Origin of the sequence: Streptomyces sp. XD-27 (genome assembly GCF_030553055.1) — a bacterium.
GTDB lineage: Bacteria > Actinomycetota > Actinomycetes > Streptomycetales > Streptomycetaceae > Streptomyces.
Genome location: NZ_CP130713.1, coordinates 3413315 through 3431155 on the forward strand (window position 1 = coordinate 3413315; position 17841 = coordinate 3431155).

Sequence of the window (17841 nt, forward strand, 5' to 3'; positions counted from 1 at the left end):
GCGCCGCCCCGAGGCGAAGCTCACACCGCACGACCAGGCGCGGCCGCGCCGCACGCGCTGCCCCTGCCCACGCGCCGGTGGGGCCCTTTCCACGCCCCTCGCGCGTGGAAAGGGCCCCACCGGACAACCACGACGCCCACCGACAGCCCACAGCCCCCGCCGGGAGGCGACTACGCCGCGTAGACCTCCAAGCGCGCCCCGAACTCCCGCACCACCGGCTCGTCCCGGAACGGCTCCAGCCGCTGCCGGAAGTCGTCCAGGTACTCCGCGCCGCGGTTCGAGCGCAACTGGCCCAGCAGGTCCACCGCACGCGTCCCGGCGTGACACGCCTGCTCCACGTCCCGCTGCTGGACATGCGCCGTGGCCAGCAGCAGCAGGCCGATCGCCCGCCGCCGCGCCCGGCCCTCCGCGAGCCCGTCCAGCGCCTCCTGCGCGCGGCGCCGCGCGGGCTCGGGCTGCCCCAGGTCGCGGTGGCAGTGGGCCAGCTCGTCGGCCAGGTACGCGTGGTCGAAGTGGCGGATCCACGGCGGATCGTCGCCGGAGTCCGCGGCGGCCTCGGCCCGTTCCAGCGCGGCCAGCGCCCGGCCCGCCGCGATCTGGCACGCGCGCGCGTCGCCCATCAGCGCGTGGCCGCGCGCCTCCGCCGCCAGGAACATCGCCTCCGCGCGCGGTGTCACATGCCCGCGCGCGCCCTCCTGCGCGGCCTTGGCCAACTGCGCGATCTCCCGCGGGTTACCCAGTTGGGCGGCGAGGTGGCTCATGCTGGCGGCCAGCACATAGCCGCCGTACCCGCGGTCCCCGGCGGCCTGGGCCAGCCGCAGCGCCTGGATGTAGTAGCGCTGCGCGAGACCCGCCTGGCCGGTGTCGACCGCCATGTATCCGGCCAGCTCGGTCAACCGGGCGACGGCGGCGAAGAGTTCACGGCCGACCGACTCCCGGTACGAACCGGCGAGCAGACCGGAGACCACACTGTTCAGATAGTGGACGACGACCGGCCGCACATGCCCGCTTCCGTACCGGTGGTCCAACTCCACGATGGCCTCGGTGGTGGCCTGGACCGCCGCCACGTCCGACAGCCCCACCCGCGCCCCCGCCGACCGCGCGACCTGCGCGTCCGGGCCGGTGATCAGCCAGTCGCGGCTCGGCTCCACCAGCGCGGAGGCCGCCACCGTCGTCCCGCTGAGGAAGTCGCGGCGGCCGACGTCGCTGCGCCACAGCTCGCAGACCTGCTCGATGGCGCCCAGCACGGTGGGCGAGAACTGCATGCCCACCCCCGAGGCGAGGTTCTTGCCGTTGGCCATCCCGATCTCGTCGATCGTGACCGTACGGCCGAGTTTGCGGCCGAGCGCCTCGGCGATGATGCCCGGGGCGCGCCCGCGGGGCTGCTGACCGCGCAGCCAGCGGGCCACCGAGGTCTTGTCGTAGCGCAGATCGAGGCCGTGCTCGGCCCCGCACATGTTCACGCGGCGTGCGAGACCGGCGTTGGAGCAGCCGGCTTCCTGAATGAGCGCCTGCAGCCTTTCGTTCGGCTGCCGCGCCACAAGCGGCCTAGCGGCCATGGCTCTACCCCCTGCGACTGCGGTGCGTTCGGGATGAACGCCGTCCCTGGTGATCACTGCCCAGCGGAAACTGCCCAGCGGAAATGCGGAGAATGCAGGACTTGCCCGCATTCACCCGCAGCGTGCACGCGGTTCGTCCGGCGCCATGCGTACGGGTTCGACCCGCGCCGTACAGGCGAGTTCGACCCGCACCGTGCACACGGGTCCGCCCCGCGCCGTACATACGGGTTGGACCCGTGCCGTACAGACGAGTTCGGCCCGTGCCGTACATACGGGTTCGCCCCGTATCGCGCATGCCGCCCAGGACGGGGGAGCCCCAAGGCCGCCGAGGGTTCGCAGCACGGCCGGAGGACAACTGGACTCCCGTCACGCGATGTGGCTACCCGCTCACGCCGCCGCAGCTGCCCGCGCGCCCCCGAAGATGCACCCGTGCGCCCCGTGTGACCTGACGATGCTCCCCGCCCGACTCGCCCCGCGACCGTAACCCTTGCTGGCACGGCGAGTTGAGTTGAACGTGGAAGAGAGCATCGACGTCACCCGAACTCCGCAGATCCCCAAGCAGCGCGGCGACCTGCTGCTCGACGCCGCGGCGCGCTACGCCGAGGAACGGCACTGGGACGTGTCCCCCGGCACCTGGCTGGAACCCGGGGCGGGCATGGAGCGCTGCTCCTGCGGGGCCGCCGACTGCCCGTCCCCCGGCGCGCACCCCGCCCGCGACGACTGGGCGGCCCAGGCGACGGGCAGCGCGGTCGTGGCCCGCCGGATCTGGGGCAAGACCCCCCGCGCGTCGATCCTGCTGCCCACCGGCCGCTCCTTCGACGCCCTCGACGTCCCCGAGACGGCGGGCTTCCTGGCACTGGCGCGCATGGAGCGGATGAACATCGAGCTCGGGCCGATCACCTGCACTCCGGACCGCCGGATGCACTTCTTCGTGCTGCCGGGCGCCGCGGTGAAGGTCCCCGACATGGTGCGCAAGCTCGGCTGGGCGCCGGCCTCGGTCGACCTGGTGCCACACGGCGAAGGCGACTACGTGCTGGCGCCGCCGACCCGGGTCGGTTCCCGCGGCTCCGTCCAGTGGGCCCGCCGCCCGACCGTCAGCAACCGCTGGCTGCCGGACGCAGAGGAGCTGGTCAGCGCGCTGGCGTACGCGTGCGGCCGCGAGTCGGCGGCGTCCCGCGGCCGCTGACGCCCTCACTCCCCGCACGTATGGTGGGCGGCGACGGGGGCGCGACCGGCCCCCGGTCGCGCACGTCGAAAGGCACCACTGGTGACAGCGAACACGGGGATGGAACACGAGTCCGCGGTCCGGATATCCGGGCTGTGGAAGCGATACGGAGAGCAGGTCGCCGTCGCGGGCGTCGATCTCGCGCTGCCCGCCGGCCGGTTCATCGGCCTGGTCGGGCCCAACGGCGCGGGCAAGACCACCACCCTCTCCATGGTCACCGGTCTGCTCCGGCCCGATTCCGGCACCGTGGAGATCGCCGGTCACGACGTGTGGCGCGATCCGGTCGCGGTCAAGGCCCGGATCGGCGTCCTCCCCGAGGGCCTGCGCCTGTTCGAGCGGCTCTCCGGGCGCGAGCTTCTCGCCTACACCGGGCGGCTGCGCGGCCTGCCGGGCGACGAGGTCGACAAGCGCGCCACCCAGCTGCTGGACGTCCTGGACCTGTCGGCCGCCCAGCACAAGCTGGTGGTGGACTACTCGACCGGCATGCGCAAGAAGATCGGCCTGGCGGCCGCCCTGCTGCACAACCCCGAAGTCCTCTTCCTGGACGAGCCGTTCGAGGGCGTCGACCCGGTGTCCGCGCAGACCATCCGCGGCGTTCTGGAGCGGTACACCGGCTCCGGGGCCACCGTCGTCTTCTCCAGCCATGTGATGGAGCTGGTGGAGTCCCTGTGCGACTGGGTGGCGGTGATGGCCGCCGGGCGCATCCGCGCGCACGGGCCGCTGGCCGAGGTACGCGGCGACGCGCCGTCCCTCCAGGACGCCTTCCTGTCCCTGGTCGGCGCGGGAGACCTCGGCGCCGGCCACGACCTCGACTGGCTCGGCGGCGGCGCCCGATGAGCACGTCCTCCCCCACCTCCATATCCGACGCCCCGGACCCGGCCGCCGCGTCCTTCTCGGGCGTACCGGTCTCCGTCACCGTCCCCGTCTTCGTACGGTTGAAGCTGGCGCTGCTGCACAACGGACTGCGGCAGAACGGCCGCCGCCGGGCCGCGTACATCACCTCGATCGTGCTGACGGCCCTGTTCACCGCCCTCCAGCTGCTCGGCCTGATCGCGCTGCGCGGCCATGACCACGCGACCGCGCTCGTCACCACCGCCATAGCCGTCCTGGCGCTCGGCTGGGCCGTCATGCCGCTGTTCTTCTCCGCCGGCGACGAGACCCTCGACCCGAGCCGACTGGTGATGCTGCCGCTGCGGCCGGGCCCGCTCATGGTCGCCCTGCTGCTCTCCTCGCTGATCGGCGTCGGCCCGCTGTTCACCCTGACCATGGCCATCGGCTCGGTCGTCGCCGTCGCGCACGGCGGCGCCGCCGCGGCCGCCGGCGCGCTCGCCGTCGTCCTCGTCCTGCTGGTGTGCGTGGCCCTGGCCCGCGCCGTCGCCACCGCCAACCTGCGCCTGCTGACCAGCCGCAAGGGGCGCGACCTGGCGCTGCTCAGCGGCCTGATCATCGCCGTCGGCTTCCAGTTCGTGAACCTCGGCATGCAGAAGCTGTCCGGCGAGAACGGGCTCTCCACGCTCGAACCGGCCGCCGACGTGCTGCGCTGGGTGCCGCCCGCCGCCGCGATCGACGCCGTGTGGGGTATCGGCGACGGCGCGTACGGCACGGCGCTGGGCCAACTCGCCCTGACCGCCGCCGCGCTGGTGCTGCTGCTGGTCTGGTGGCACCGCAGCCTCACCCGGCTCATGACCGCCGCGGACTCCTCCACCCTCCAGGCCGCCGAACCGGCACAGGGCGCGGGTGCGCGCGCGGGTGCGGCTACGGCCGCGGGCGCCGGTACGGGGGCGCGCGGCCTTGCCCGGCTGCTGCCCGCGGGCCGTACGGGCACGGTCATGGAGCGGACCTTCCGCTACGCCTGGCGCGATCCGAAGACGAAGACCGGCTGGGCCACTGCGCTGGTCGCCGGGCTCCTGCTCCCGGTCGTCTACGCCCTCCAGGGCAGCGGGGACATCTACGGGGCGTGCTGGGCGTGCGGGCTGCTGGGCATGCAGATGTACAACCAGTTCGGCCAGGACACCTCAGCGTTCTGGATGGTGGCGCAGACGATCACGGGACCGCGCGACGCCTACCTCGAACTGCGCGGCCGGGCCCTGGCGCTGGTGCTGGTGGGCGTGCCGTACGTCACCGCGGTGGTGGCCCTCGCGGCGGCCTTGCTCGACGGGTGGGCGGAGTTCCCCGAGGCACTCGGCATGACGTATGCCCTGCTCGGCGCCATGCTGGCCACCGGAGCCCTGTCCTCCGCCCTCTACCCGTACACCATCCCGCAGGACAGCGGCTTCAAGAACGTCCACCCGTCGCAGGCCTCCATGGGCACGCTGAGCATCTTCGGCGGCATGCTGCTGGGCGCGGTCCTGTGCCTCCCGGTGGTCGGCGTCACCATCTGGCTGCACGTGGCGGGCGCACACGGCCTGCTGTGGCTGGTCCTGCCGCTGGGGCTGGCGTACGGCGCGGGGCTGACGGTGGCGGGACTGCGCCTGGCGGCGCCGAAGGTGGCCGAGAGGCTGCCGGAGATCCTGACGGCGGTCAGCAAGTAGGCGGCCGGTGCGGCGCGATACCCAGGTAGGCGGCCGGTGCGGCGCGATACCCAGGTAGACGGCCGGCGCGGCGCGATACCCAGGTAGACGGCCGGCGCGGCGCGATGCCTAGGTGGGCGGCCGGCGCGGCGGGCGCCACACACGTACTGCCGTCGGCGGCGGCATGCACAGGTTGGGGGAGGAGCACAAGGTCGCCCGGCGCGCGGGGGCGGGCACCCCGCGCGCCGCACACTCCTCCCCCACCCACAGGGGTGGTTACCGTCTGATTCCGGGTGGACACAGTCACTTGCGTACGGATGTGCCGCAAAGGGCCCATCCGGCACCACCGCCAAGGAGAGATCGCATGCGCCGCATCCTCACCGCCTGCGCCACCGTCGCCGCGGCCGGAATGCTCATGCTCACCGGAGCCGCGCCATCGCACGCGGCCCAGGCCCACCACGCCGCCCCCGCCGGCTGTATCGACTTCAGCTTCGCGGCCTCTGTGGTCACGGGCCTCGCCGAGGCCTCGCTGATCGTCGAGGGCGCCGGCTGCGAGAGCCTCGTGATCGACGCCTCGGCCACGGGGGAAGCCGTCCGGGTGGACGGGGTGGGCCTCGTCGTCGGGTGACCGGAGCACCCACCACCCGAGGGGCCGGGTCAGGCGCGCCCACCGCCGACCGCGGCCCTTCGCCATACGCGGACCTCGGTACGTACGCGGACGGTGCATGCGGGCCGCGATGCGTACGCCGCGGTGCCCGCCGGCCGCAAGGCGTACGCGGGCGGTGCGTGCGAGCCGGGACGCGTACGCGGGCGGTGCGTGCGAGCCGCGAAGCGTACGCGGGCTACGAGAGACACGAGGGCGTGGCGAGCGTGAACCACACCCCCTTGCCCTCCCGCCCACCCACCCCGAGCGGCGCACCCGGGCTGGTCCCCCACGCGTCGGCCAGCCCATCCACCAGCCGCAACCCACGCCCGCTCTCGCGCTCCACGCACGTCGGCCGCAGCACGGGCTCGTCGCGGTTGCCGTCGTAGACGGTGATCCGCACTTCGCCGACCTCCACGGCGAGCCAGAGGAGCGACCCGAGCCCCGGGGCGTGCAGATACGCGTTGGTGGCGACTTCGGATGTACATAAGGCCGCGACGGGCGCCACATCCTCCAACCGCAGTCGCCGCAAGGCGGATTGGACGAAGTCGCGTGCGATGCGGGGCGAGGTTTCGAGGGGCGGGCAGTAGAGCGTGTACGAGTGTGGTCGATCCATGCGGTGACTTCTCTCGTGAGGGACGAGTCTGCCGCGCCGGTGGCATCGCCAAAGCAGCACACGGCAGTTGGACAGCGAGACGCTGCCGCTACGCCACGTGTGGCGCGCACCACAGATAGTAGGGTTCAAGATGACTCCGGAATAACCTTGAACAGGAACCTCCCCCGAACGAAGTGGACCGTGGGAAGCTGTGGCGTCACACTCGGTAGGACCTGAGGGAAGGAAGCCATGCCGCCGAGGAGCACCCCAACGGCACGTCAGGAGCGCCTTGGTACGGAGCTGCGCAAGATGCGCGAGGCTGCGGCCGTAAGCGCCCGCGATGCGGCAAAGCTGCTCGGAGTCGACCCGGCGAAGATCAGCCACATCGAAGCAGGCCGCGTGGGCGTCAGCGAGGAACGCCTACGGCGCCTCGCGGCCTTCTACCAGTGCGGCGACGAGGCGCTCATCGACGCGCTGGCGGCCATGACGTACGAGCAGCGAGGGCAGGGCTGGTGGGAGGACTACCGGGGGATCCTGCCCGCTCCGCTACGGGACTTGGCGGAGATGGAGCACCACGCCACGTTTCTCCGGACGATCCAGATCACGCACTTCCCCGGGACGTTCCAGACCGAGGACTACGCACGCACGGTCTTCACCTATGCGTTCCCGCCGCTTCCGCAAGCGGACATGGAGGCGCGGCTCGCGCATCGGATGGAACGCCAGAAGATCCTGCACCGCGATGAGCCACCGCCGTTCGATGCGCTCATCCACGAGACAGCACTGCGTATGCGGTTCGGCGGCCGGAAGGTGACACGCGCCCAGCTTGAACACCTCCAGAAGCTGAGCGAGCACCCGAACATCACCGTGCGAGTCATCCCCTTCGAGGTCGAAGACCCGATCGGCTCCGGTCATGCTATGCACTACACGGGCGGCCCCGTGCCGCAGCTCGACACAGTGCAGATCGACACCGCGCTCGGCATGGACTTCCTGCACGCCGAATCGCGCCTCAAGCGATGCCGCATGCTCTTCGAAGCGGTGAAGGGCGCGGCCCTCAGCAAGTCCGCGTCGCGAGACCTCATCCACTCAGTCATCAGAGAACTGTGAAAGGCCCGTCGATGTCCACACGGCCGGACTGGCAGAAGTCCTCTTTCTCGCACGCCGATGGCGAATGCGTGGAACTGGCCATCACCGGAACCGCGGTCGCCCTCCGCGAAAGCGACGCCCCCGACGTCGTCATCGCCACAACCCCCCGCGCAATAGGCGCCCTCATACGCGCCACAAAGGCGGGCCGATTCGGTGCTCCCTCGTGACGGACATGAGCGGGAATGACACCGTGTACGTCGGCAACGCGGGACACGACGCCGCCCTCGACCGCGGGTGGCTGCTCGGGCATTTCAAGGAAGCCGGCGATCCCCGGCACAGCCAGGACGTGGAGATCAAGTGGGGCGTCCATCCCCGCGGGGACGAGCGGAAGCGGTGGGTCACCGGCGAGGAACGCACCGCTCTGCTCGTGTTGATCAGCGGGAGGTTCCGCGTCGAACTCCCCGGCCGCAGCGTCCTCCTGGCCGAACAGGGTGACTACGTCGTGTGGGGCAAGGGCGTCGACCATTCCTGGTACGCGGAGGAGGAGTCCGTCGTCCTGACGGTCCGCTGGCCGTCCGTACCCGGCTACGACGCCTCCGGCCCGGCCGCTCAGTCCAGGTAGCGGCCGTAGACCCAGCCGCGCGTCCCCTTCGAGATCCCCGACTTCGTCGTCTTCTGGATCTCGCCGTACGACCAGCTGCGGTCGAAGCCGTCAGGGCCGCTGCCGGCCCAGGTGCGGCAGAAGTAGCGGAACGAATCCCCCTTGTAGAGCGTGCCGCGCGTCTCGTACCGCTTTCCCGGGCCCTTGCGCAATTGCGCGCCATTCGTGTTGATCTTGAAACTCACGTCGAATGAGTCGTAACGACATGCAGACATGCCCACGGCGGCCGCGTTCGGGGCCATGGTGAAACCACCAGCCAGCGTCAGTGCCGTCGTGAGCGTCAATATCGAGGCTTTTGTTTTAACCTTCACGCGATCTCCCCCGCGCTGTGTTGTATCAGCCTGATCAGAGCCTAAGGTCCGACCTTAACACCGCTGGACTTCCTCGCCCCCGGGAAGTCCGAATGCCGGGAGCAGATCCGTGTACCGGATCTCGGTGAATGCCGTGACCGCCTTCTCACGGTCCGCTGTCAGGCCGGCCTCAGCCACCCAGGCTGCTTGTCCGGCCTGGTGCGACAGTTGTCGCACCAGGCCGGACAACGCGGAACGCGGAGCGTGCTCAGCGGTTGATCGTCTGGACTTCCCCGACCGTGACCGTGGTGGTCGTCCCGAAGGTGCCGTCGGGCAGCCTGTCGCCCGTGCCACCGCTGCCCTTCCAGGAGATCTCCCAGGTCAGGGTGGCCTTGAGCTGGAACGATCCGCCGCCGGTGGTGGACCGCAGGTAGTTCACGCCGCACGGCGGGTCCTGCTTGCCCTTGCCTTCGGTGTACGGGGTGCCGATGCTGCCGTCCTCGCTGATGGGGCAGTCCCCGGACGCGGGGAAAACCTCGGCGTCCTTGGTGCCCGGTTCGATGTGGAGGCTCTTCGGCTTGGCGGTGGTCTCGGCCCACAGGTCCTTACCCAGCGAGGCCTTGACGGTCACGGGCGTGAACTTCGCCTTGTCCAGCCAGATCCACGTCGGCAGGTTGACCGTCTGCTTGCCTGACGGGTTCATTGTGACCTTGGTGTCAGGGACGCGGATCTCGTCGTAGGCGTAGCCGGCGAGGATTTCGGGGGTGAGCGTTTCCGCCTTCGGCTTCTCACCGTTAAGTGCGAAGAACATGATCTCCTGGCAGGAATCCCACTCAACTTCGTCCTTGCGGTTGGGGTTGATCACGCCCCGATACCACTTGCCTTTGCCCTCTTGTGAGACAGCGTAATCCCCGTACTTGTTGTACTCGGACTTCTTCTCCATGAACCGCTCGAAGTTGACCCGCCCCCAGCTGACCGAGGGCGTTACGGGGATGGATCCGTTGTACGGGTCGATCTTCTCGACGGCGGCCTTGAGCTGCTTCGGGGTGGCCACCGGCTCGTACCAGCAGACCGGTGGCGTCCAGTTGCTGTTGGTGGGCGCGAGCCGAGTGTTGCCGCCGGATCCGCCGCCGGACCGGGTGATGGTCACCTTGGTCGCGGTAGCCGACAGGGTGGTTCCATCCGCCTCGCCCCGGGTCCCACCACCGCCGATGTCCGCGAAGGCCGGTGTACCGCAGGCCGCTATGACGGCCACCGCGAGCGTGACCGTGACGGCGAATCGACGTCCGTTGATCATGGCTGGCACTTCCCCCTCTGCGATACCAGCGAGGTGGTCTGCCAGATTCCCTCACTGTTCTTCACAACGCCCGTCACATAGAGCACATAGCTCTTCGATGAGGGCTCAGTGCGGTCGATCTTGTCCGTCTTGATGTCCTTCGAGAACGCCTTGCTCTCATCGGTGCAGTATCGGAGTGTCGCGACATCATCGGACGTGAACTTGATGCGCGGATCGTAGTAGCGCAGCGTCCCGGTCAGGGTGTCGCCGTTCTTCTTGAACCCGGTGACCCATTCCCGGGCGCTCGCGAGCGCTGGGCCAATGTTGTAGAACCCCACCTCAGGTGCCTCAGGGTCCTGCTTGAAGATAGCCGAGTTCACCGCCAGTGCCTGGTACTTGCCGTCCAGCAGTACGGCGTTCTCCTTCGGGTCGTCCGACGTCCAGCCCTCGAAGACCGTTGTGAAGCCCTTCTCACCCTTCAGCTTCGGGCGCTTGGACGCCATGGGGTCGGATTCGGGGGACTTGGACGGGGACGGCGACTTGATGCCGCCCCCCTCTGCACCCTCGATCTTGTCTGACTTCTTGCCGTCGCTGCCGCCGCCGCACGCGGTCAGCAGCAGGGCCGCGCTCGCGGCCAGTGCGGCGGCAGTGAGGAGGGGGCGGCGGGCCACGGGCAACTCCTGGAGGGAGAGGGGTTTTCAGACAAGAGAGACGCTACCTCCGTCGTGCCCGGTTCCGCTGTGGCCTTCACCATGTCATGGCCGCAACATCGGCGCCGGAGCGGCGGGCGTCCAGGTCCGCACGGGCCCGCCGATGTGCGTGCCGCGTGCGGAATCGGTCAGTTCGCCGCTGCTGCCTGCGGGCCGCGCCACGAGGGCAGGAGTTCGTCCAGCAGGGCTTCCGTGCGGGGCGGGAGGCCGCGGGCGCCGCCGTTCAGTTCGTGGTTGCGGGCCACCAGGCCGTCCGCCGTGGACCGCAGCAGGTCCGCGTCGCCCGTGGCGTGGGCCGCGCGCAGCAGCTCGTTCCACAGGCGCTCGTCGGCCGGGGCGGTGGTCAGGGCGGTGGTCAGGACCTCCATGGCGCGGGCCGGGGCGGATGCCTCCTGGTGGTGGGCGGCCAGCGCCAGCGCCACGTCCGCGACCAGCAGCGGCAGTTGGGCGTCGATGATCTCGTGGGTGAGCCAGGCGTATCGGCCCGCCGGGCGGTCGGCCAGCAGCGGGCCGCGGGCCAGGGCCAGGGCGTCGGTGAGCAGCCGCTCCCGGAGCTGGGCGCGCCGGGTGCCCCGACCCTGGGTCGCCTCGTAGTGCAGGGTCCGCAGCACGTCCAGGTCGGAGACCACGGACGGGGCCAGGGTGAGCCGGCCCGTCTCGTCCGTACGCAGGCGCGGCGCGCCGTCCGGGTCGGTGCCGAGCCAGCCGCGCAGCCGGTCGATCAGCGCGTCCCTGACGTCCTCGGTGGCGCCGCGCGGCCACAGGCCCGAGGCGAGCACGCGCGGGTGCACGCCCTCGCGGTGCAGCAGGAGCAGCGCCAGGGCCTCGTGCAGCAGCGGGCTGCGCTCGTCCTCGGGCGTCTCCAGGCCCATGACCTCGTACGGGCCGACCAGGCGGGCGTACACCGCGGGGCGGCCTCGCTCGGTGATGTCCACCATGAACGGCGGGCGGGTGCCGGGCGCGCCGTCCGGGTCGGGCGTGGCGTCGGAGTCGGCCGCGGCGAACAGTTCCACGACGGCGCGGTGCTGGGCGGCGGGCAGCAGCTGAGCCGTCAGTTCCAGGCCGAGCAGCGGGGCGCGCAGCCGCCCGTCCGCGGTGATCTCCAGGGCCCAGGTGGCACCGGGCAGTTCGGCGCGCGACGTGCCGATCAGGTAGCCGATGCCCAGCCGACCGGAATCGGCGGCCAGTTCGGCGAGGGCCTCCGCCTGCGCGCCGGTGGGCTCGTCGGCGAGCAGCACCAGGTGCGGCGCGTGCTGGGTGTGCTCGGAACGGCCGGTGCGGCCGGTGAGCACCGAGTCATGTCCTGCCGCGCCGAGCGCCCCGCGCCGCTGCCGGGTCTCCGCCTGCATGGTCTCCACGAGCGCGGCGACGTTGTCCACATGCCGGACGCGGGTGGGGGCGAGCGCGCCGAGCTCCTGGCCGAAGCCGACGAGCGTGATGGTGAGCCGGTCGGACCAACCGTTGGTGGCCAGCTCGGCGGCGAGGGACGCCATGACGGCCGTACGGTCCGCCTCGGCGCCACTGAGCGAGACGATGCCGGGCACAGCCTCCAGGTTGAGCAGCAGCCGGGCGTCGTCCAGGGTGCCGAGGCTGGCCAGGCCCGGGTACGGGGCGGCGGCGCCGTCCTCCGGGCGCGGCCGGATGTCGCCGCGCGAGACCCGCCAGAACGTCTGGTCCTGGCCCAGCTGCCACGGCGCGGGCGGTTCGCCCGCGGGTGCGGCGAGCTGGAGGTGGATCTCACCGGTGGCGAGCCAGGCGGCGTAGACCACCGGCAGCTCGCGACCGGCCTCGGCGAGCTTGGCGGACAGCCCGCGCAGGGCGTTGTCGAGGTCCCGTACGGCCGCGGGGTCGGCGCCGACCAGCAGCGCGTCCTGTGCGTTGGCGGCCACGCCGGTGGGGGTGAAGTCGATCCCGCTGCCCAGGCCCACGGCGGACAGCGCGGCCTGCCACAGCGTGGCGCGGCGGCGGCGCCCGAGCGCGGCGAGCAGCCCGGCCGCCAGCAGCGGCGCGCCGATGAGCGCCTCGGGGAGCCCGAACTCGTCGCCGGAGTCGGCGGCCACGGCCGTCTCACCTGGCTGCCCGGACTGGCCGGGCTGCTGCTCGCCCGGCTGCGGAAGCGGCTGCTCCTGCACCGGCGGCTTGGTGTGGATGTCGCCGACCGGGTCGGCCTGGCCCGGCCCGGGCTGCTCGACACCGCCGCCCTGCTCCTCGTGCCCGTGCGGGCTGTTGCGGTCGTACTCCTGGATCTGCTCGCGCACCTGGCGCGGGACCTCCGGCGCCTCCTCCGGCATCTCGACCAGGTCGCCGCCGTGCGCGTCGGCGGGCATCTCCATGATCCAGCCCGGCCGGATCAGGCTGGCCTGGGAGAGCTTCGAACCGTCCGGCTGGAGCCGGTCCTTGTTGAGCTCGTAGATCTCCTTGTAACGAAGGCCGTCGTCCAGGTGGCGCTCGGCGATCTCCCACAGGGTGTCGTGATGGCGGCCCTCGGGCGGCTGGATGCGGTAGAACTTCGTGTTCTTCTCGGCCTTGGCCCCCTTGCCCGCCCGCTCCCCGCCGCCGGTGGGGTCCACCGCCCGCGGGCCCTGGGCGTGGTGGTCCACGTCCGCCTTCCCCCCGCCCGGCGTCTGCTCGGCGGCGGCGACCGTGCCCCGGTGGTTGGCGTCGTAGGCGTTGCCCAGTTGGGACAGTCCGGGGGCGAGGCTGGCGGCGCTAGCCCCGACCAGCAGCAGGGCCGCGACCAGCTGGCGCGCCAGCAGCTGGCTCGGGCCGGCGCCCGGGATCCGGGACGGCATGCCGACACCGGACAGTTCGGCCTTGCCCTCGACCAGGACACAGGCGGTGAACTGGGCCCAGGCCAGCCAGACGACGACCGTGAGCACCTTGATGAAGACCGTGGCCGTGATCGGCTCCCGGACGGTGTCCAGGGACGGCATCTCGTGCGGCAGCGGCCAGCCGACGAAGTACGCGAGCGAGCCGGGCACCCCGACGAGCAGCACGGCCAGCGCGATGAACGCGAGGAACGCCTTGACGAAATCGCCGAACGTGCGCTGCGGGTTGTGGGGCAGCGGCCTCGGCTGTGGCCCCGAGGACGGGGCGTTTCGTGCGGTGCGTGCTGTGCGCGCCATGGCGGGACTTCCTATGCCTTCGGTGGTCGCCGGGGGTGCGACAGATGCTGGTAGGACAAGAGTAGTCAGGGGCACTGACAGCCGGTACGGCCGAGCCGATCCGCCGACCGGTCGTCAGCTGGTCCGCTAGCCGGTCAGCGACTCGGCCTTCGCGGTGCCGCTCACCGTGATGGAGCCGCTGTAGAACAGGCCGGTCAGCACCGGTTTGTACGTGAGCGTGATCTCGACCTCGACCGCTTGGGCGCTGGCACTGGTGCACCGGGCGGACGTGACGCCGTCTCCGGCCTCGCGGGCGAAGGTGCGGACCCTTTCGTCGCAGTTCTGGTAGAGGATGTACGCGTGCTCGCCCTTGCTGCGGCGCAGTTCCTCGATGTCCAGGTCCTGCGCCGCGTACCGGGCCGCCTGCTCCGCCAGATCGGCCGCGCGTTCGCGCTGCGAGATGGACATCCCGCCGTCCACGACGAACGCGGCCACCGCGAGGAACAGGACGGCGAAGACGATGACGGCGGCCGAGCCCGAACCGCGGTCCCCGCGCAGCCCCTGCCGCCGCTCCCGGCCGCCCCCGCGCAGCCGCTGCCGCCACTCCCGGCCGTCTCCGCGCAGCCGCTGCCGCCACTCCTCGACGCGCCTTCCGGCCGTCTTCCTGCCGCTCATGTCGCCCTCTTGTGCGGGTCGATGGGTGACACGGCCCGGCCCTTGACCGTGCTGCCGATGCCCAGGCCCAACATGTCCAGTCCGCGGACCTCGCAGCTCACCTCGACCTTGAAGAAGCCGCCCGGCTGGAAGTCCGTGCCGGTGAACCGCACCGTGACCGCGCCCTTGCAGACGTCGCCGAGATCCGCCTCGGCCGCCTTGCGCGCCTCGCTCATCGCGACGGCGTAGGTGTGCTGGATGGAACCCGCGCGCGCGGCGTCCCGGGCCGCCCCGTCGACCGCGCCCCGCCCGTCCACCAGTTGCCCGAAAGCGACCAGGACCAGGATGAACAGGATCATCACCGGCGCGAGGATGACCACCTCGATGGTGGACAGGCCCGCGTCCGCCGGCCGTCTGAGGCGGCCGGCCCACCGGCGCTTGAGCCGATTCCGAGCCGCCGCCGTCGTCGCCACCGTCGCCGACGCCTTCGTCACCGCCTTCGTCGCCGCACACGGCGTTCCACGGCTCATCCGAAGTCCTCGACGAAGCGCTCGACCGGGCCCTGCGACCGCGCGTGCACAGTGAAGTTCAAGCCCGGGAAGACGGTCGGCACCTTGGCCTCGACCTGCACGCCCACCGTGTTCTGCTCCGGCCGCACCGTCTTCACGTCCGGTCCGATCAGCAACTGGGGCCCAAGTTGGCGGATGTACGTACGGGCCTTGGCCTCCGCCTCGCCGCGCCAGCCGCCCGGATTCTCGTCCGCCGTCGCGCGCGCCTTGCGGGCGCCCGCCTGGGCCGCGGCCTGGGCCACGTGGTCGGCGAAGAAGTACAGCGCGAACTGCACCGTGGCGAAGATGAGGAAGAAGAGCACCGGCGTGAGCAGCACGAACTCGATCGCGGTCATGCCACTGTCGCTGGTGCGGCCCGCGCTGGTCCGGCCCGCGCTGGTCCGGCCCGCGCCCGTACGGCCCGCGCTCGTGCGCCGTACGCCGCCGTCCGCGCCCACGACCGCGCCGCCGTCGCCGCGGGCGGCGTCCAGCCTGCGGCGTACGGCGCGGTGCAGGGCACCCGTTCGTCTCATGCGCTCAGCTCAGTCCAAGGGTCGACGGTCAGCGGTCAGTGCGGCACAGCGTCCGTGTGGTGCGGCACGGCGTCAGCGCGGTGCCGCGAGGCGTCAGCGCGGTGCGGCACGGCATCAGCACGGTGCGACAGGGCGTCGGACGACGTCAGCACGTCTTCTCGGCGTTGGCGCCCTTGATGCAGTCGCCGACCTTGTTCGCGCCGTCGCTCAGCGCCGAGTTGATGATCGCGGCGACCACACCGACGATCGCGACCACGACCGCCGAGATGATCACCCACTCGACCGCGGAGGCGCCGCGGTCCAGCTCGCCCGAGCGCGCCCGGTCGATCCGGCCGCGCAGGAAGGTGACCAGGAAGTCCACGGCCGGCAGGCCGGTCATCCGAGATCCGAAGTTCATGGTGGTGTCCTCTCAAACAGGTGGGGGAAGAAGTGGTGGGGTGGTCAGACCTGGAACACGCGCATCGCCGCGGGGAAGATGAGGAAGACCAGGAACCCCGCGCACAGCAGCAGCTGCGCTACCAGCATTGACTGCGACTTCTCTCCCGCACTCCCCTCGATCTCTGCCAGCTCCCGGTGCCGCATCGTTTCGGCCCGCGAGGCGAGCGACTCACGCACCTTGGCGCCGTCGTCCGCGACCAGTGCCAGCGAGGCAGAAAGGTCCTTAAGTTCCTCGACGCCAAGTTCCTCGCCAAGGTTCCCGAGTGCCTGCCACTGGCTGATCCCCGTGATACGGGCGTCCGCCAGCGTGTTGCGCACCCGGCGCAGCGCCCAGCCGTCGCTGATCTCGGCGGCCGCCATCAGCGCCTCCGGCAGGCCGCGGCCGCCCGCGAGGTTCATCGACACCAGGTCCAGATACGCGCCGATCACCCGCCGCAGGTCACGCCGCTTGTCCGCCGCGTCCCGCTTGACCTCCAGGTCCGGGAGCATGAAGAACAGGCCCGCGAAGAACAGCGCCAGCCACAGCGGGATCACCGGACTGCTGCCGAAACCCAGCGTCCATACGATCGCGAAGATGAACGGGCCGAAGAACAGCCCCGCGGCGGCCAGCAGCACCTTCGTCGCCAGGAACGCCTCCCAACTGCGCTCCAGCACGTTCAGGTCGGCCCGCAGCGACCGCTGCTCCCAGCCCTGCTGCAGATAGAAGTCGGCCACGCGCGCGCCGACCCGGGAGCGCAGCGAGTCGAGCCGGCCCTCGTCACCCGCCGGCTGCCGGTCCGCGGCCGCGTGCGCCGAGCCGCGCGCCCGCAGCGCGTCGATCTGCGCGACCCGCGCGACCGCGCCCCGCTTACGGGGCATCAGCGCCCGTACGAGCACGTAGACACCGAGTCCGAAGACGGCACCGATCAGCACCGGCGCGGTCAGACTGCTGTTCATCGCGGCGTCACCTCCCCCTCACGCGATCCGGGACCGTACGCGGCCGGTCCGCCGCCACGGCCGCCGCCCGGCGCACCCGCCGGTCCGCCGCCCGCGGCCGGTCCTGCATAGCCGTGCGGCGCCGCCTGCGCCCCGGCCGCCTCCTGCCCCGGCCCCTGCCCCGACCGGGGCCGTACGAACTGCACGGCGGGCTCGTCCCGGGTCAGGAAGCGGTCCGGGGTCTCGATGCTGGACAGCTTGCGCAGCCACCAGAAGCCGAGCCCGAACAGCCCGCAGACGCAGGCCAGTACGAGCTGCCCGACCGCCGTGCCGTACGGCTTCACGAAGTCCCGGTTGAAGATCGACAGGCCCAGCACGAACAGCACCGACACCGCGATGACGATCTGCACGCTGCGCCGGGTGCTGGCGCGCTGCGCCATGACCCGCTGCCGCATGTCGACCTCCTCACGCGCCGACTTGGCCAGGGCGCCCAGCACCTCGCGCAGACCGGGGCCGCGCAGCCGCGCGTTGAGGATCAGTGCCGCGACGATGATGTCGGCCGAGGCGTCGTCGATCTCGTCGGCCAGGTGCTGCAGCGCGTCGGGCAGCGGCGTACGCGCGCGCAGCCGGTCCACCAGGGCGTCCAGGTGCGGACGCAGGGCCGGGGCCGCGGCCCGCGCCGACGCCGGGATGGCCTGCTCCAGGCCGACCGCGCCCGCGATGGTGTCGCGCAGCGACTCGGTCCAGGCGGCCAGCGCCTCGACGCGCCGCATCGCGGCCCGCTCCTCGGCGGCGCCGCCGAACAGCCGGTCCCAGAAGAAGACCAGGACGGCGCTGGCGGCGCCCATGACCGCCCATCGGGTCAGCAGCAGGACGACCAGGCCGACGCCGACGGCGAGCGAGCCGCGCCGGCTGACGAACCGGGCGAGTTCGGCGGACCGTTCGCTCGCCTTGGCCTTCTCGTGCGCCGGCTTCGCGGGCAGGCCGCGGAGGGCGACGACGAGCAGCGCGATGCCGCCGCCGACGACGACGCCGGACAGCAGCGCGTAGAGCACCGGCAGCGAGAGAAAGCCGCCCATCGAGGAAATGCCGTTCAT

General features: G+C 71.6%; 19 protein-coding genes. 7 read left to right on the forward strand and 12 right to left on the reverse strand.

Features of this window, described 5'->3' with window-relative positions:
• Nucleotides 1-170: 170 nt before the first annotated feature.
• Complete coding sequence (locus tag Q3Y56_RS14425; RefSeq protein ID WP_304462330.1) at nt 171-1559, reverse strand: transcriptional regulator; 1389 nt, start codon at nt 1557-1559, stop codon at nt 171-173.
• 514 nt (nt 1560-2073) lie between these two features.
• Here Q3Y56_RS14425 and Q3Y56_RS14430 point away from each other — a divergent pair.
• The 4 genes from Q3Y56_RS14430 to Q3Y56_RS14445 all read left to right on the forward strand — a co-directional run bounded on the left by Q3Y56_RS14430 (nt 2074) and on the right by Q3Y56_RS14445 (nt 5922).
• Nucleotides 2074-2745, forward strand: coding sequence for a bifunctional DNA primase/polymerase (locus Q3Y56_RS14430; RefSeq protein WP_304462331.1), 672 nt, complete (start codon nt 2074-2076; stop codon nt 2743-2745).
• A gap of 99 nt (nt 2746-2844) precedes the next feature.
• Nucleotides 2845-3621 carry an ABC transporter ATP-binding protein gene (locus tag Q3Y56_RS14435; protein WP_304465610.1) on the forward strand — a complete coding sequence of 259 codons (777 nt, stop codon included), beginning with the start codon at nt 2845-2847 and terminating at the stop codon, nt 3619-3621.
• Complete coding sequence (locus Q3Y56_RS14440; RefSeq protein WP_304462332.1) at nt 3618-5315, forward strand: transporter; 1698 nt, start codon at nt 3618-3620, stop codon at nt 5313-5315. Before Q3Y56_RS14435 ends, Q3Y56_RS14440 begins: the two co-directional genes overlap by 4 nt.
• Nucleotides 5316-5658: 343 nt before the next feature.
• The gene (locus Q3Y56_RS14445; protein ID WP_304462333.1) at nt 5659-5922 is read left to right on the forward strand and encodes a hypothetical protein; all 264 of its coding nucleotides are present in this window, start codon (nt 5659-5661) and stop codon (nt 5920-5922) included.
• 214 nt (nt 5923-6136) lie between these two features.
• Here the strand turns inward: Q3Y56_RS14445 and Q3Y56_RS14450 are convergent, their stop codons facing one another.
• Complete coding sequence (locus Q3Y56_RS14450) at nt 6137-6553, reverse strand: ATP-binding protein (protein ID WP_304462334.1); 417 nt, start codon at nt 6551-6553, stop codon at nt 6137-6139.
• A gap of 228 nt (nt 6554-6781) precedes the next feature.
• Here Q3Y56_RS14450 and Q3Y56_RS14455 point away from each other — a divergent pair, with 228 nt between their 5' ends.
• From Q3Y56_RS14455 to Q3Y56_RS14465, 3 genes are read left to right on the forward strand one after another with little or no spacing between them, the layout of a single operon-like run.
• Nucleotides 6782-7636 carry a helix-turn-helix transcriptional regulator gene (locus Q3Y56_RS14455; RefSeq protein ID WP_304462335.1) on the forward strand — a complete coding sequence of 285 codons (855 nt, stop codon included), beginning with the start codon at nt 6782-6784 and terminating at the stop codon, nt 7634-7636.
• 11 nt (nt 7637-7647) lie between these two features.
• Nucleotides 7648-7842 carry a DUF397 domain-containing protein gene (locus Q3Y56_RS14460; RefSeq protein WP_304462336.1) on the forward strand — a complete coding sequence of 65 codons (195 nt, stop codon included), beginning with the start codon at nt 7648-7650 and terminating at the stop codon, nt 7840-7842.
• 5 nt (nt 7843-7847) lie between these two features.
• On the forward strand, nt 7848-8237 hold the full coding sequence (locus tag Q3Y56_RS14465; protein WP_304462337.1) for a signal peptidase I: 390 nt from the start codon (nt 7848-7850) through the stop codon (nt 8235-8237).
• Here Q3Y56_RS14465 and Q3Y56_RS14470 read toward each other — a convergent pair.
• The 10 genes from Q3Y56_RS14470 to Q3Y56_RS14515 form a co-directional block, all read right to left on the reverse strand.
• Complete coding sequence (locus Q3Y56_RS14470) at nt 8225-8587, reverse strand: SH3 domain-containing protein (protein ID WP_304462338.1); 363 nt, start codon at nt 8585-8587, stop codon at nt 8225-8227. The genes Q3Y56_RS14465 and Q3Y56_RS14470 overlap by 13 nt on opposite strands.
• A gap of 247 nt (nt 8588-8834) precedes the next feature.
• Nucleotides 8835-9863, reverse strand: a complete 1029-nt coding sequence (locus Q3Y56_RS14475) for a hypothetical protein (protein ID WP_304462339.1) — start codon at nt 9861-9863, stop codon at nt 8835-8837.
• Nucleotides 9860-10513: a hypothetical protein gene (locus Q3Y56_RS14480; protein WP_304462340.1), complete on the reverse strand. Its 654-nt coding sequence runs from the start codon at nt 10511-10513 to the stop codon at nt 9860-9862. Before Q3Y56_RS14480 ends, Q3Y56_RS14475 begins: the two co-directional genes overlap by 4 nt.
• Before the next feature lie 167 nt (nt 10514-10680).
• On the reverse strand, nt 10681-13677 hold the full coding sequence (locus tag Q3Y56_RS14485) for a BTAD domain-containing putative transcriptional regulator (RefSeq protein ID WP_304462341.1): 2997 nt from the start codon (nt 13675-13677) through the stop codon (nt 10681-10683).
• Between the two features lie 126 nt (nt 13678-13803).
• On the reverse strand, nt 13804-14331 hold the full coding sequence (locus tag Q3Y56_RS14490; RefSeq protein WP_304462342.1) for a Tad domain-containing protein: 528 nt from the start codon (nt 14329-14331) through the stop codon (nt 13804-13806).
• The gene (locus Q3Y56_RS14495) at nt 14328-14840 is read right to left on the reverse strand and encodes a TadE/TadG family type IV pilus assembly protein (protein ID WP_304462343.1); all 513 of its coding nucleotides are present in this window, start codon (nt 14838-14840) and stop codon (nt 14328-14330) included. Before Q3Y56_RS14495 ends, Q3Y56_RS14490 begins: the two co-directional genes overlap by 4 nt.
• On the reverse strand, nt 14837-15391 hold the full coding sequence (locus tag Q3Y56_RS14500; RefSeq protein ID WP_304462344.1) for a TadE family protein: 555 nt from the start codon (nt 15389-15391) through the stop codon (nt 14837-14839). Before Q3Y56_RS14500 ends, Q3Y56_RS14495 begins: the two co-directional genes overlap by 4 nt.
• 145 nt (nt 15392-15536) lie before the next feature.
• On the reverse strand, nt 15537-15788 hold the full coding sequence (locus tag Q3Y56_RS14505; protein ID WP_304462345.1) for a hypothetical protein: 252 nt from the start codon (nt 15786-15788) through the stop codon (nt 15537-15539).
• Between the two features lie 44 nt (nt 15789-15832).
• On the reverse strand, nt 15833-16765 hold the full coding sequence (locus tag Q3Y56_RS14510) for a type II secretion system F family protein (protein WP_304462346.1): 933 nt from the start codon (nt 16763-16765) through the stop codon (nt 15833-15835).
• Nucleotides 16762-17841 carry a type II secretion system F family protein gene (locus Q3Y56_RS14515; RefSeq protein WP_304462347.1) on the reverse strand — a complete coding sequence of 360 codons (1080 nt, stop codon included), beginning with the start codon at nt 17839-17841 and terminating at the stop codon, nt 16762-16764. The genes Q3Y56_RS14510 and Q3Y56_RS14515 overlap by 4 nt, the downstream gene beginning before the upstream one ends.